Origin of the sequence: Leptospira perolatii, assembly GCF_002811875.1 — a bacterium.
In the GTDB taxonomy this organism is placed as follows: domain Bacteria; phylum Spirochaetota; class Leptospiria; order Leptospirales; family Leptospiraceae; genus Leptospira_B; species Leptospira_B perolatii.
On record NZ_NPDZ01000009.1, the window covers coordinates 109,433 to 124,370 of the forward strand.

The 14,938-nt window shown below is 41.7% G+C and carries 15 protein-coding genes; 12 read left to right on the forward strand and 3 right to left on the reverse strand.

The genetic code is table 11. From position 1 onward, the window contains the following. Positions 1 to 121: 121 nt before the first annotated feature. From rsmH to CH373_RS14085, 12 genes are all read left to right on the forward strand, one after another. Complete coding sequence (gene rsmH / locus CH373_RS14030; protein WP_100714205.1) at positions 122 to 1,072, forward strand: 16S rRNA (cytosine(1402)-N(4))-methyltransferase RsmH; 951 nt, start codon at positions 122 to 124, stop codon at positions 1,070 to 1,072. Next, positions 1,069 to 1,428 (forward strand): hypothetical protein, encoded by a 360-nt coding sequence (locus tag CH373_RS14035; RefSeq protein WP_100714206.1) that lies wholly within the window; start codon positions 1,069 to 1,071, stop codon positions 1,426 to 1,428. Before rsmH ends, CH373_RS14035 begins: the two co-directional genes overlap by 4 nt. Further along, positions 1,406 to 2,920, forward strand: coding sequence for a UDP-N-acetylmuramoyl-L-alanyl-D-glutamate--2,6-diaminopimelate ligase (locus CH373_RS14040; protein WP_100714207.1), 1,515 nt, complete (start codon positions 1,406 to 1,408; stop codon positions 2,918 to 2,920). Before CH373_RS14035 ends, CH373_RS14040 begins: the two co-directional genes overlap by 23 nt. 36 nt (positions 2,921 to 2,956) lie before the next feature. Then, positions 2,957 to 4,069: a phospho-N-acetylmuramoyl-pentapeptide-transferase gene (gene mraY, locus CH373_RS14045; RefSeq protein WP_100714208.1), complete on the forward strand. Its 1,113-nt coding sequence runs from the start codon at positions 2,957 to 2,959 to the stop codon at positions 4,067 to 4,069. Beyond that, positions 4,066 to 5,217, forward strand: a complete 1,152-nt coding sequence (locus CH373_RS14050; protein ID WP_100714209.1) for a peptidoglycan glycosyltransferase FtsW — start codon at positions 4,066 to 4,068, stop codon at positions 5,215 to 5,217. The genes mraY and CH373_RS14050 overlap by 4 nt, the downstream gene beginning before the upstream one ends. Further along, positions 5,214 to 6,287, forward strand: a complete 1,074-nt coding sequence (locus tag CH373_RS14055) for a UDP-N-acetylglucosamine--N-acetylmuramyl-(pentapeptide) pyrophosphoryl-undecaprenol N-acetylglucosamine transferase (RefSeq protein WP_100714210.1) — start codon at positions 5,214 to 5,216, stop codon at positions 6,285 to 6,287. Before CH373_RS14050 ends, CH373_RS14055 begins: the two co-directional genes overlap by 4 nt. After that, positions 6,287 to 7,738: a UDP-N-acetylmuramate--L-alanine ligase gene (murC, locus tag CH373_RS14060; protein ID WP_100714211.1), complete on the forward strand. Its 1,452-nt coding sequence runs from the start codon at positions 6,287 to 6,289 to the stop codon at positions 7,736 to 7,738. The genes CH373_RS14055 and murC overlap by 1 nt, the downstream gene beginning before the upstream one ends. Before the next feature lie 97 nt (positions 7,739 to 7,835). Continuing rightward, positions 7,836 to 8,531: an O-methyltransferase gene (locus CH373_RS14065; protein ID WP_100714212.1), complete on the forward strand. Its 696-nt coding sequence runs from the start codon at positions 7,836 to 7,838 to the stop codon at positions 8,529 to 8,531. An 84-nt stretch (positions 8,532 to 8,615) separates the two neighbouring features. Then, the gene (locus CH373_RS14070) at positions 8,616 to 9,356 is read left to right on the forward strand and encodes a hypothetical protein (protein ID WP_423789789.1); all 741 of its coding nucleotides are present in this window, start codon (positions 8,616 to 8,618) and stop codon (positions 9,354 to 9,356) included. Positions 9,357 to 9,605: 249 nt separating this feature from the next. Continuing rightward, positions 9,606 to 11,003, forward strand: coding sequence for an N-acetylmuramoyl-L-alanine amidase CwlD (locus tag CH373_RS14075; protein ID WP_100714214.1), 1,398 nt, complete (start codon positions 9,606 to 9,608; stop codon positions 11,001 to 11,003). A 143-nt stretch (positions 11,004 to 11,146) separates the two neighbouring features. After that, entirely contained in the window at positions 11,147 to 12,109 is a 963-nt protein-coding gene (locus CH373_RS14080; RefSeq protein WP_100714215.1) for a hypothetical protein, read from the forward strand. Positions 12,110 to 12,329: 220 nt separating this feature from the next. After that, positions 12,330 to 14,057, forward strand: a complete 1,728-nt coding sequence (locus tag CH373_RS14085) for a mucoidy inhibitor MuiA family protein (RefSeq protein ID WP_100714216.1) — start codon at positions 12,330 to 12,332, stop codon at positions 14,055 to 14,057. Positions 14,058 to 14,153: 96 nt separating this feature from the next. Here CH373_RS14085 and CH373_RS14090 read toward each other — a convergent pair whose 3' ends face one another. Genes CH373_RS14090 through CH373_RS14100 form a run of 3 tightly spaced genes read right to left on the reverse strand, consistent with a single transcriptional unit; the run spans position 14,154 to position 14,935 of the window. Further along, entirely contained in the window at positions 14,154 to 14,381 is a 228-nt protein-coding gene (locus CH373_RS14090; protein ID WP_100714217.1) for a hypothetical protein, read from the reverse strand. A 15-nt stretch (positions 14,382 to 14,396) separates the two neighbouring features. Continuing rightward, positions 14,397 to 14,684 (reverse strand): hypothetical protein, encoded by a 288-nt coding sequence (locus CH373_RS14095; RefSeq protein WP_100714218.1) that lies wholly within the window; start codon positions 14,682 to 14,684, stop codon positions 14,397 to 14,399. Continuing rightward, positions 14,681 to 14,935, reverse strand: coding sequence for a hypothetical protein (locus CH373_RS14100; protein WP_100714219.1), 255 nt, complete (start codon positions 14,933 to 14,935; stop codon positions 14,681 to 14,683). Before CH373_RS14100 ends, CH373_RS14095 begins: the two co-directional genes overlap by 4 nt. Positions 14,936 to 14,938: the final 3 nt, after the last annotated feature.

The window sequence follows — 14,938 nt, forward strand, 5'->3', positions numbered from 1 at the left end:
TGCCGGGGCGCGCGTTCCCACCACCATCCCCCCACCCACGAGGGTGGGGCCCTCTGAAATCCACCACCTCAAATAAAACCAAGTTGCCTGGTGCGCAGGGTAGACAAAATCTGGAAGAGTATTGGAACCGGTTCACTATTCTGTTTTGTACCGGGAGATCTTATCCTTCTTCCAGGAAGTTTTCTCCAAAGACCAGGAACTCCTATTCCTAGACGGTACTGCTGGAGAAGGCGGACATAGTCTTCATCTTTTAGAACAATTCCCAAACTCTAAAGTGGTCTTGCTGGACCGAGATTTAGTCATGCTAAACCGAGCTATGACAAGACTGAATTCTTTCCGAGATCGTATCATTCCGATAGAGGCAAACTTTTCCGAAGTAGGTCCCGAATTTTTAACCAAACACGGAGTGACCAATCGTCCGGATGGAATCGTGCTAGACTTAGGCATTTCCACTTTCCATTTGTTGCATGCGGGAAGGGGATTTAGTTTTCGAGAAAACGAGCCTCTCGATATGAGGCTTTCTAGAGAAGGCGGAATTTCTGCAGAGGATGTAGTGAACACGTATCCGGATCGGGCGCTGAGCAAGATATTCTACGAATATGGGGAAGAGCGTTGGACCAAGAAAATCGTAGAAGCAATTCTGGAAAAGAGAAGGCACGGAAGGATCTCCTACACCGGGGACCTAGCGCAATTAGTTTCGAGGGTTATTCCTCGTAAATTTTGGCCTCCAGGAAGACACCCAGCCACTCGTGTATTCCAAGCATTGAGAATTGAAGTAAATCAGGAGCTAATACATTTAGAAGTCGGGTTGGATCATTTGATGGAGCTGCTCGCGGTCGGAGGCAGGCTGCAAGTGATTTCATTTCATTCTCTAGAGGATAGGATCGTAAAAAATAAATTTCGAGATTATGCGAAAGAACACCAGGCCAAGGTGGTCACAAAAAAGCCGATTTTACCGAGCGAAGAAGAAATGAAAGAAAATCAAGCTTCAAGATCCGCAAAATTGAGAGTATTAGGAAAGCCAACTCTATCCGATAATGATAAGGAAGAAGAGTCTGAGGAAGAATTTTGAGTAAGATAGGACAACTGGTAAATTTGCGGATTTGGAAAGATTTACGCTTCTTAGCTGCAGTTTTTCTAAAATTGGCTTTTCCATGTTCCATTTTCTTTTTGTTCGTATGGCAGAATGTTCAAGTCGCTCGACTCAATCGAGAGTTGTCTTTGGCTAGTCAGGAAAAGGAACAATTGCTCAAGAAAAACGACGATTTGAAAATCGGAATGGCGACCTATACGTCAGCGCGAAGAATCGAAGCATTATATCGAAAAACATATCATTACTTGCCGATTACAGTCGGCGATAGAATTATCACTGTTACACTTCCTCCAGAAAGAAACGAGACCGAACTTGAAACTTTCCACTCTCCTTGAACAATTTTCCGAACTAGAGCTCGGTTCCGAGTTTCCGAAAGAAAAATTAGAAAAAGTTAATATATCTTATATTCGCACCGACTCCCGAAAAGTCCAAGATGCGGATATTTTTTGTATTCCGGATAGCCTAGGAGAAGCCGGATTGAAATACGCCTTCGAATCGAAGGCGAAAGTAATTTTACTGAGAAAATGGTCATCTGAGCCTAAGATTCCAGGCAAGATTATTCTTTATACCCCAGCAGATGCCGAGGCGTATTCAGGAAAGATCGCCTCTTTTTTGTTAGGTGACCCTTCCAAGAAAATCAAGGTAATCGGTGTCACTGGAACAAACGGTAAAACCTCTCTAACTCATATTCTTTATTCCTTAGGCCAAGCTTGCGGAAAATCTTGCGGACTGATCGGAACCGTCGGAGTTAAGTTTGGTGGAAAATTTTTAGATACCGGATACACAACTCCGGACGGCCCTCAACTTCAGGAAATTCTAAAGCAGATGGCGGATTCCGATATCGAATACGTATTTATGGAAGCCAGCTCTCATGGACTCAAATTGGGTAGAACCGGCGGAGTAGATTTTAGTGCTGGAATCTTTACGAATCTTACGCAAGATCACTTGGACTTCCATCTATCCATGCAGGATTATTTGGAGAGCAAGGCGATTCTCTTCTCTTCAATGGAAAGGAATTCGAATGCATTTGCAGTGATCGATTCTGAATCTCCGGGAGGAGGAGAGATGCGATCTCTTATCTCTGCTTCTCTACCAAAACTTAGAACGATTTCCATCGGACGGGATCCTAAGTCTCTTCAAATCGAGGGCATAGAATTTTCTTTGCAAGGAACAAAGTATCGAATTGCTCTCGATTCGAAATTCGCCAGTAGTGCAGAAATTCACACGAATCTATTAGGTAGATTTAATGTTCGAAATACTGCTTTGGCATTCTTGACTGCGCTTGAATTGGGCTGGGATAAAGAAACTTCCATCAAAGCGCTTCGGAATATTCCTCAGATTCCAGGAAGATTCGAAATCTATTATAGTCCCGACAAATCCAGAATGGCAGTCGTGGATTACGCGCACACTCCTGACGCGCTGGAAAATATACTTCTGAGTGTCCGAGATTCCAAACCGACCGAATTGATTACTCTATTCGGATGCGGGGGAGATCGTGATAGAACGAAAAGACCAAAAATGGCGAAAATTGCAGAACAACTTTCGGATAAGGTGATTCTGACCTCAGATAATCCTAGGACCGAAGATCCGGATCGAATTCTAGACGAGATCGAAAAAGGTTTTTCCCAAGACTATAAGCCGATTCTAAGAGAAAGAGATCGATCTGTGGCAATCCAAAGTGGAATCGCCATATTACCGGCTGGTGGCTGCCTGTTGGTGGCTGGAAAAGGCCATGAAAATTACCAAATTATCGGTCGGGAAAAACGGCATTTTGACGATGGGGAAGAGATACAAAAAGCTTGGCGATTCTCAGCGACAAGTCGATAGGGTAAAGAGAACCTCAAATTCGAGACCAAGGGGAATATGTTCTATTTCATCTATGAACACTTCTTTAGAGAATTAGATTCTCTTCGCATTTTTAGCTACGTCACATTCCGGGCTTTAATGGCCGGACTTACTTCCATGCTGATTACGTTTTGGCTCGGCCGAAGAGTGATCGATTTTTTGTACGGGCTGAAATTCCGAGAAAGTGTAAGGGATGACGGACCCAAATCCCATAGCGCCAAAATGGGTACTCCTACCATGGGAGGCCTATTGATAATCGGTGCACTCGCAATCTCCGTTTTGCTTTGGGGAAATTTAAAAAATCAGAATATTCTGTTATTACTCGTCGGAGCACTTCTTTTTTCTGCCTTAGGTTTTGCGGATGACTATAGTAAATCCGTTAAAAAGGTAAAAGGTGGAATGAGAGCCAGAACTAAGTTCCTAATTTCGATACTACTCTCCGCAGGATTTTGCTTTGTCTATTTTTATTATACGGGAGAAGCTCCTAAAGGAACATCCGGTCGAATTTTATTTCATTTGACCGACTTATTTATCCCGTTCGTAAAAGGACCGATTTTGGCACTTGGAATTCTTGCGATTCCATTTTCCATTCTTGTAATATTAGGTTCTTGTCATGGAGTAAATTTGACCGACGGTTTGGACGGACTCGCCGCCGGAACCGCCGGAATCGCGGTGATCACACTAGCGATCATTTCCTATGTTTCAGGTACTCCGATCGCTGCAAATTATCTGAACATTCCTTATTTACCGGGAGCACACGAATACAGTGTTTTCCTTTCCGCTTTAGCAGGAGCTTTGATCGGATTTCTTTGGTTTAATAGTCATCCGGCTCAGGTATTTATGGGAGATACTGGCTCCTTGTTTCTGGGCGCTACTCTCGGAATGATTTCCGTAATGTTAAAAAAGGAAATTCTACTTCTTATCTTGGGAGGAATCTTTGTCGCGGAGGCACTCTCAGTAATTTTGCAAGTAGGCTCCTTTAAGCTGACCCAGAAACGAATTTTTAAAATGGCTCCCTTGCATCACCACTTCGAACTTGGTGGATTATCCGAAACAAAAATAGTGATTCGTTTTTGGATCATCGCAGTGATACTCGCGATTATTTCTCTTTCCAGTTTGAAAATCCAATGAAAGCACTCGGCCAGAAATGGAAGGAGTTCTGGGAGTCTACCGGGACTCCCTTTGACCTTCCCTTGGTCGGTACGATTTTCTTACTCATGATGCTTGGAATCTGCGTGATGTATTCCAGCTCCGCAATCACCGCCTGGAGAGATTTTCAGGATTCCGAATTTTTTTTGAAAAAACAGGTTTTATGGGCACTCTTAGGTTTCTTCTCTTTTGTGTTCTTCGCAAATTTCGATTACAAGAGATTGGAGAAGTTTGCTCTTTTCGGAATACTCGGTTCAATTTTTCTGCTCATCTTGGTCTTCATTCCAGGCATAGGAAAGTCGGTCAGCACTTATTACGGAAGAAATTTTCACAGATGGATCAGTATCGGACCTTATCAATTGCAACCTTCCGAGGTGGCAAAGCTAGCTGTAGTCATTTATCTTTCTGCTACGATTCATAAATTTACGGAAAAACAAAATCGGGATTCTAGAAAACTGATTGTGCCGGGAGCTTTACTCGTTACGCTTCTCGTGCTCATTCTGGCCGAACCTGCATTCGGTACTACGATTGAAATTCTATTTGTAGTTTTGGGTTTCGTGTTCCTGTTCGGATTCCCGTTTAAGAATCTGCTTTTGATCGGACTGGTTTCTCTCCCTCTGATCTATCTTTTGATCGACAGAGTCGGGTACCGAAAAAAGAGGATGGAAGTCTGGCTAGACCCGTACAAATTCCGGTACGACGAAGGCCATCAGCTGGTGACCTCTTTTCGGGCATTTTTAGACGGTGGTTGGTTCGGGAATAAACTAGCAAGCGGATATGCTCACCGTTACTTAACGTACAGTCATACGGATTTTGTCTTGGCCACTTTTGTGGAAGATTTCGGTTATATCGGTTTCTTAATATTCTTATCTTTCATATTGTTTTTGCTTTTCCGCACCTATCTGCTTTTGAGAAAAGTCAGCGATCCCTTCGGATTCTATCTGGGTGCCGGGTTATTATTCATTATCGGGACCCAATTCATTATCAACTCTTATGTAGTGACCGGAATTTTTCCGATTACGGGGATCAGTTTGCCCTTCGTGAGCTATGGAGGTTCTTCTCTTTTAGTGGTGCTCACTTCTTTTGGAATTCTTGTCAATATAACCAGAAGAGAAAATCTGGGCGTATGAGATCCATTGTAATTGCTGCAGGGGGGACGGGAGGACATATTTCCCCGGGGGTCGCGTTAGCGGAAAACTTAGTCGCATTTAAAAAAGAATATGGAATTGAAAAAGTTTATATTCATTCACTCAAGCGTAATAAGGACAATCCCGACTTAGCACAAGCTCCTTGCGAAGTGATCTGGCACAACACTCCATCCTTTTCCGGAAATATACTTTTACTTCCGTTTCGATATATTTATCAGCTCATTCATACTTGGATCGTATTCAAGAAATTGCAAGTAGACTCCGTGGTCGGAATGGGCGGATACTCCAGCGTTCCTGCAATACTCTATGCGGTTTTGTTCCGCAAAAAACTTTTTCTCTGCGAGCAAAATTGCGTTCCAGGAAAGGTAAATCGTATCTTCTTCAAGTTCGCTTCTAAGGTAGCGTTCAGTTTTCCACCCAAGAATACCAATATTCCGACCGATTGGGAAGTTTTAGGAAATCCTCTCCGTGAGAAAATTGTACCAAAATTGGCGCTAAAGTTCGGAGAAAAATGGGATCCGAAAAAGAAAAAGCAATTTAACGTTTTAGTAATGGGCGGATCTCAAGGCGCAAGACAGATCAACAATATGGTAGTCGCGCTGCTGAAGCACGAGATGATTCAGGCTCGATTCAGGTTTCGGATGTTAACCGGTGCCGCTTTGTATGACGAAGTTTCCAAAAAGACAAAGGAGGCGGATTTGTTTTCATATTCTGAGAATATGGCGGAACACTATGAATGGGCAAATCTTGTGATCGCAAGATCCGGCTCTGGAGTTGTCTCCGAATGCGCTGCGTATGCTCTTCCGATGATTCTCATTCCTTATCCGTTTGCAAAAGACGACCACCAAACTGCGAACGCAAAGTATATGGAATTGAACGGAGCCGCAGTGACTTTGGAGCAAAAGGACGAAGACGAAAGTAGATTGTTCCAAATTTTAGATGGATTCGCGGAGAATCCATCTAGCCTAAACGAGATGTCCGTAAAATCTCTGGAATGCTCCCACGTAGAGGCTTCCCAAGAGACCGGTAAATATTTTTTCGGAAAAGGGTAATGTCGAGAATAGAAGATTCTCAGAAGGATCCCGTTTCCAAAACGAAGACCCCTTTTTCCAAGCCATTTTTTCTCGGGATCGGCGGTTCCGGTATGTCCAGCTTGGCGCATATCCTTTGCGGAATGGGATATTCTGTTTCCGGATACGATGGGAAAAAAAGTGATACGATTAGAATATTAGAAAATGAAGGAATTCGAATCTTCACCAAGGCGACCGAACTTCCGGATAACTTTGATTACGATGCAGCGATTTATTCTTCTGCGATCCGTTTAGAAACTCACCCGATTGCAAAACTTTTTCGTGAAAAGGGGATCGCATTTTACCATCGTTCCGAAGTTCTACACGATATTTTTTCGGATACGAACAGCATCGCGGTCGCAGGTTCTCATGGAAAGACTACTACAACCGCTATGGTAGGTTATATTCTTCATTCAGCTGGAATGGATCCTTCCATTATGGTAGGCGGTGAAGTCGCATATTTAAAGGGCTTAGGGGGAAACTTTGGAAAAGGATCCTGGTCCGTATTCGAATCGGACGAGTCTGACGGAACTTTTTTAAAGCACGAAGCACAAGTTCGCGTCGTCACGAATATCGATGATGATCATTTAGATTTTTATAAAACAAAAGACAAGTTACTCGAGGCCTTTGCAGAGTACATCTCAGAAGCAAGGCAGAAAGTTGTTCTGAATCTGGACGATATCGGGATCAAGGAATGTCTCACGCTGGTATCTTCTAAAGTCAAAATCGAAGGCTTTTTTCAGGTGGAAAAGATGGAAGAACTAAATGAAACTTCCAAGATTTCTAAGGAAAAGCAATTATCTTCTCTGAATTTGTCCGCTATTCCCTTTCTTATATTCGGCGGTACATTATTCTTTTATTATGCAGGAAAAAGCCTTCAAATTCGCTCTAAGTTTCCAGGGGATCATTATTTGAAGAATTCTTTAGCCGCCGTACTTGCTGCGACCCAAACCGGATTGAGCTCCGACAAAGCCGCAGCGTATGTTTCGGAATATACCGGAGTCAAACGCAGGCTGGAATACTTAGGCACCAAGAATGGAGTGGAAGTGTATGATGATTACGGACATCATCCTACAGAAGTAATGGCAGTGCTTTCTTCCATGTCGAAGCTCGCGGGAGATCATGGAAGGGTGGTCATCTTATTTCAACCTCATAGATATACTCGGACACAGAATCTGTATAAGGAGTTTGCAAAGGTCTTGGATCACGCCGAGTTGGTGTTCCTTCTTCCGATTTATTCGGCTGGAGAAGATCCGATCGAAGGAGTGAATAGCAGCCTGATCGCGGACTCCATGATTCGAAAGCCCAAAATTCTTTCTTCGATTCAAAAAGAATCCGTATCAGAATTGAGGAGCGAATTGAAACCCGGAGATCGTTTGGTGAGCGTAGGTGCCGGGAATGTTAGAGACTGGGCACTCGAGTATCTCTCTTAATCTCCTTTCAAATTGCAGAGTATATCTGATCTCTGGGCCGACTTTTTACTGGAATCAAAATTAGCATTTTGAGATAACTTACTTTATTCTAAAGTTTATGGCAGATTCCAAGAGCAGCAAACATTCCAAAAGAGGAACTTCGATTTATAAAGAAGGAATCGAAGCCTGGATAGATTCTGATTTGGTAAAGCGTCCTTTCTCCTGGTTATACGAATTGGAAGCAAAAGCAAAGATGGACGAAATTCCTGTGCTCGGTCCGGCCTCAGGTGCAGTTTTGGCTTTTTTGGCCTCTTCTTGGATCCCGGATCGGATTCTAGAATTAGGAACAGGCTACGGAGTTTCTCTGATTTGGGTTCTCTCCGGCCTGAGCAATTCTCCTGAATCGATTCAAAGTGTGGACCGAGAGATACAATTTATTGAAGTAGCTCAATCCTATCTGGATCGGATTCAGAATTATTCGAATCAAATTCTATTCAAAGAAGGCGAATGCCTCGAGTCTCTTAGAATATTCTTAAATCGTGATATAGAGAACAAGAAGGAGTTCCTATTCGTGGACTGTGATAAGATACGTTATCCCGAAATCCTAAGGATGCTGTTACAGTTCGGAAAGGGCAGGCGGCTTAGAGTCGTCTTTGATAATGTACTATGGCATGGCAGACCCATGGATCCGGAATGGAAAGCTCCTTCAGATCTGGCTATTCGAGAATTCTGGACAGAACTAAGGAAAACGGATCTTAATTATACTCTCTTTCCCGTAGGAGACGGTCTCTTATCTTTAGATTTTTCTAAGTAAAAAGCTTGTTGCCCTTCTCAAGTGTATGCTATACTGCTATCCTGCCGTGAGGGGCAAAACATGAAAAAAAATTCTTTCCTAAAAATGATAGCGGTAGGGGGACTCATGGTGGCCGCTTGTTTCGGGATCTATTCGCAGGAAAAATCGAGCGCTAACGAAGGTAAATCGGTTCAGCTCGCAAATGCTGCGGATGACCCGAAATACCAAGGTGATTACTTGGAGGAATTTCATTACGCAAGAACTTTGGATTCCACTAAGAGTAGATTATTGGATCAAATTCATGCGTTGAATATTATCGTTAAAAATTTCGGAAGCCAGGTTCAAGGTTCTCCAGAAGAACTAGAATCAGTGAAGAAAATGTACACCGATGCACTCCGCTATTATTATCGCAGACAATACATTGTAGCTGGTCGTAAGATGAAGGAGACCGAAAAATCTTTGGATAAACTTTTTGGAAGATTCTCGGACCAGTACAACCAAAGAGCAGACCAACTTTTAGGAGAATGTGCGGATACGATCGTAGGTCTGGAACAGATGTCGATGGGTTCTCAGGATGCAAAAGCAGTACGGGGAAGGGATATTGCATCGAATCACCACAAGCTTCAGATCGCTTATTACCAGATGATCCAAGCAGATAGAATGAGAAGAGATTATAGATTCAAGGATTCTCTTATTCATTTAAGGTTAGCGAAAGAATATGGAATTTCTATCTTAAGCGGGTTGAAGTCGGAAGAAGAAGGTAAGAATATCCGCGAAAAATATAAAATAGATCTGAGTGATAATCGAAATATGGTGTACTCAGAAGGACCAGCGAAAGGAAACTAGGAAAATCTATATTTCGACTGTCTTTGTGTTTTTACGAATTTCTATCCTTTAGAAATTTCTTTCTAAATCAAAAGAGCTCCGGAAACTTCGGGGCTCTTTGTTTTTGGGAAAGTTCTTTAACTTCTGGAAAGATTTTTCAGAAAGATTCACTTCAAAAAAGAGCCTAGAGTAAATTCAGTGTGACGGCTAACTGATTCCCTTGACTCTATTTCCCTGGCTTTCAATCTAGTTTATTTCTACACAACAAAGATCAAAAATTTTCATTCTATAGGAATTCTCTTTTCAGTGAAAAAGACAGCTTTCATATTCTCCATTCTTCTGGCCTTTGGGGTCTCCAATATTTTTGGACAGGACTTACCACAAGAGTCACCCGAAAAGACTTACAATATCATCATCGATCCCGGGCACGGAGGAATCGATCTAAAGCCAAAGGAAGAGCACGGTGATAAGTATGACCCGATTTCGCAAAAATATTTGGAGCCATACAAGGCAGGCGCAAAGGGCAGAGGAAAGAGAGAGAGTGAAATCGTACTCGCTTTGGCAAAAGAAGTACAGGCAATTCTAAATCTTACAAAAACCAAAGAAGGCTTTGCGGAGTTTTCTAAATTAGCCGGCAATTTTACGAAGGACCCATTGCCTTGGATTCGAATCGATTCCGATCTGACTCGAGAGGTTACCGCTTCCGAAACAGATACTTCCTCCGATCCGAATGCAAAATATCGTCTGTATGATTATCCCGAAAGAAGTACGGGGAAAATTGTACCCGGGAGAATTTCTAGGATCAATGCATTTCGTCCGTATCTGGTACTGTCACTCCATTTGAATCCATCTTGGAAAGGACATCCTGGTGGAATGGCCGCGGTTATCTCTCCTTCCTATCGAACTTTTTATCTTTTGAAAAGAATCTCGGAAGGTCAGTCTTCTAAATCGTTTTTGGAATCACCTTGGAATGACTGGATGAGATTTCGTTTGGATTGGTCCAAATTGCAGAATGCGGTTGCGGATGCTTGGATTTATTTCAACGGGTATTGGCCGGATAAAACAGGGAAAAAGACAGACTTGTCTTCCTTCGAAGGATTTCGTCAAAACATGATCCAGTGGAAGTATGGCGATCCGCTCGGCTGGGTAGAAAAAGCAAAACTAGATGAGCCAGGACCTTATGCAAAAAAACATTCTGAGTATTCAGCGATCGGTCCGTTTTGGGAGAGGGAAAAATCCAAAGCCGAGTTATGGAGAAGGGAAGATGGGAGGGAAGGCTTTGGAGGAGACAATTATTACGCCTCCTCTGAGTTGATGCGATTTGTACAATATGGATTGCGAGCTTTGCCCTATGAAGGGAAGGAGTTGGCAGAACCTGGTCCTATCCAAAAGCCGTACATCTCCACTTACAGTGTTCCTACATTCATGAATGCGATCTCGGCCTATTTAGAAATCGGTTATATAGACCAAGAAAAAGATGTTCGAATTTTAACCGAAAGAAGAAGGGACGTCGCGGTCTCTTTGGCGATCGGTATTTACTCCTTGTTTCACGGCCTAAAACCGAAAACATTAGATTCTCCTTATGTACCAAAAGGAAAACGATTGCAATGGGAAAGGTACGAGAATCTCAAAGAAGGAAATTACTTTAGGATTGTGAGAGAGGATTGAGGTCATATTTCAAAATAATAAAATGAATCGACTTATCCAAATATATAGAAATAAATACATTGGATTTGAAATTATGCTTACAGTTGCCTTGCTTTATTGGCATTGCTGCGTAATTCGTGTAAGAAGAAGCTAGGGATAGTCAAATGTTAAAACAGGCTTTTGAAATAGAAGTATTAGAAGATTCCACTTCGGATAAGAGATATTCTCGAATTACTCAAGCCTTTGTTTATTCATTTTACGAGCAAATAGGTGTACTAAAATTATATCGAGTAATTCTTTTTGAGTTAGAAGATGCCTTTAGTGAATTTTCCATTCCGAAAGAAATTGGTTACGGAATTATAGAGGGGGAAGCTAAAGATCAACGAATTCGCTTTCACCATAACCTACGTGATATTCCGATTTACGAGCAGGACAAGCGAAACTGGCAAGCGGTATTCAAAATCGCGAAGCAAATGGTAGATGCTTTAGACACTCGTGCAACGTATGACGCCCTATCCAAGCTTTTGCCGGAAGTAACGAGAATAGCGGCCATCGAGAAATTGGATAGGCGGCTCAGTAAAATCAGTAGTCGTAATGAATTAGATTTTTTTAAGATTGAAGAGCTTAATAAAATTAAGAAACCAAAATTGATTATCTACCTGTTGTTGACGGCCCTACTCGGGGCTATCAATTTCCTAAACTTAAAAATTTTTCCGATTCTTGAAATATTTGCATTAGTGTTGTACTTCGTAGAACGAAGAAAATTTTCATCTGCAATTAAGGAAGTAAAAGAAAGGGAAAGAAAGATTCAGCAGCGAAATTCTCCTTTTTCTTTAGGGGTTCTCGACGGTAATAAAACAGAGGTATTGAATAAAATTTCTAAAATTAAGCAGCAAATTTTAGATTCTAAAGAATCGAAATGCTATTTTGATTTTAATACTGAGGCGTTGCTTGACGAAAGCCGGGGAGAGGGCCTGTACATGATTTGTATTAAAGCCGAAATCTTTGAAAAGACTATTCAATATTCTCTCGTGATTCCTTTCCATCCGTCAGCAGATAGAGAGGGATATTGCCTTTTTTGGGAATGTAGTTTGATGATGATTGATGAAGAGCCTTACCCTACCTAACTTCCGGCCCTGAGGCTTCTGAATTGCTTACTCTCACTTCAACAAAAAGACGACCTTAAGACTCAAAGCAACCCTCGGTAAGGACAGACCCGAATTCGATCTTTTGGGGCAATAAGAGACCAATAAATTCTTGTGTCTGCAATTGATTTACGATAATCAGGCTCTGCTAGAGTGACCTATTTTGACTTTTGTTTAGATAGTAATAAAGTAGGGGAATGATATGAATACAAATCAAATGAACCGAAAGTTTAGAATTCGCATTTTTACAGCATTTCTATTAATTCAGTTGGCACCTTTTTCTTCCTCCTGGAGTTTCGAAGAAAAGGATATGACGAAAGTTGTTGGAAGGATCGGCTCAGTGGTTGTCTTTTCTGATCGAGCACTCGTTCGTAGAAACCAAGAAGTCAAAATCGATTCAGAATCTACAAAGATTCGATTTGTAAACTTGCCTGCTTCTATTATTCCAGATTCGATTCGCACCTCTGCCGAAGGTCTAAATATTTCCTCTGTTTCTGTGCGATCTAAACCAACGGACGAAAGTGCAGAATCAGAGGACGATCCATTCAAAAAGAAAATGGATTTGATTCAAAAAGAAATACGATCCGAGAACGACAAAAAAGCGAACTATCAGGAACAGTTAAAAGTCCTCAACTCCATGAGCAAGTTAACGACTGCTGAAACTGACAAGCAGGTTCGTGTAAATGCAATCGATCTAAAAATTTGGGGATCTAGTCTAGATTTTTTGGAGCAAAGGCGCAGCGAATACCAGAGCAAAATTCGAAAATCCGATGAAAGGATAGAACAATTAAATAAAGATTATGAAGTTGCGAACTCTGCCTTTCTTAGATCAACAAACTCTAAACGTTGGTCCGACAACGAAGTTGAAGTAATTTGTTCTGGAAAGCCTAATACCAGAGGAACCGTATCGATCGAGTATTTGGTGACGAACGTATCCTGGAAAGGAATTTACGATTTGCACGGTTCTTCCGAAGGAGGAGAGTTTCGTTTAGAATCTCGCGCTGCTATAAGGCAGTATACAGGTGAAGACTGGAACAATGTGGAAATTACGATCTCGGGTGCAAAACCTTCCGTAGGACTTTTCCTACCACCTTTGAGGCCCTGGAGAGTTCGTCCCGGAAAACTGAGTGCACAAGGAAATGCAAATAAAGCAGATACCGTGTCGGATGAGGAAAACGCAGTAGGTAGCGAAAGCACTGAAGGGGAAGATTTAGTAAATTTTGTTTTTCGCTTATCAAACCGAGAAACTATCATAAGCGATAATTCCGATCATGGAGTTGCAATCGATAGTGCAAAACTGAAAGGCACAGTTCATCATATTGCAATTCCGCTTCTTTCTAATTTTGTTTTCTTAAGGGCGAAGATTAAGAATACTTCCAAGTTCCCCTTAGTCTGGAATGACGTGAAAGTTTTTATGGACGGTAGCTTTATCGGAAGTTCCACTCTCGGGACCCGAGCTGCGGTAGGGCAGGAGTTCGAAATGTACTTGGGACCGGATCCAAGGATGGAACTGAAGCGAACTCTTTTAAAAGGAGAAGTTACTGAAGGCGGATTGCTTAGTAAAACTGTGCAAATCGAAAATCAATGGCAGATCGAAGTATCAAACTATACAAAGCGGCCAAGACAAGTGACTGTTTACGATCAGTATCCGGTTTCTGCGGATCCGAATATTTCTACAAAGTTTTTGGGCTCTAACAACGCGAGTTTGAAGAAAGATGAAAACGGAATTCTGGTCTGGACCTTAAATCTAAAGCCGAGCGAAAAAGAAAAATTTGATTTCACTTATTCGATGGATATTCCGCAAACAATGTGGGCAAGCTTGGAAAGTATGAACGATGACAGGAAATCAGTGAACGATCTTCCTGCATCACCTCAGAATGCTCCTTATAAGCAAAAGAAAGTATATAATATCGAAAGAATGATGAAGTAGAGGATATTATAGGAATTAGGCAGCGAACCGGATCCAAAAAAAAACTGCACCGATACTAGGAAAAAGCTATTCTAGTATCGGTGCGAATTCGGTAGTTCAATCAAGGTCGTTAATACTCAATTTTAGATCAATGCATTCTACCTTTGAATCGGCGACCGTGCATTTCTCTACTCCATGGTACGGAAAATTATTTGTGCGTTTCTTCTTAATCACTGCGTATACTCTCAAGTATGTGTTTTCATTGATTTGAGCAACGGATAAGTTTGTTTTATAAGTAGCGCAATTCGTCAGGAGTAAAGTGAAAGTAATGATAATTTTTTTCATGACTATAAACCTTCTCTATTTGCAATTTAAATTGCTTTCGGAATCAGAAACACAAACTAGAACATCGGGTAAATACCATTCTGTCTTTTGCACTCCACCCAAGATTTGATGTTCTTCGGGAACTAGTCGTTTAACAATATACTGAGTCGGAGCAGTTTCCTTCTTCTCGTCTTTTGGCTTGACTTCCTTGACTTCCTTGATTTCCAGGAGCCAGTGACCAGTAACAGTCAAGCAATTGGAAATAAAGAAAATAGAAAGAAATAAGAATTGGATTAAGTATGTTTTCCTGATACTTTCCTTCATTTTAGATAACCGCCCTTCCAGTAATTTTCATCCACGGTAATCTTTATTTCCTTATCGCATTTTAGTTCTTCTCCTAAAACGGTACACGAAAAAGTCCTGTACTTAACATCGAATGCCCGACTGGTCCATGTAGACAAATAAACTCCTCCTTTTTTCGGATCTAACCGATAGATAAAATGTTTCGGTGCACAATTCATCGCGAATAATATAGCGACTGCCAATGGCACTCGGATCATTTTTTGTATTTTCATTTT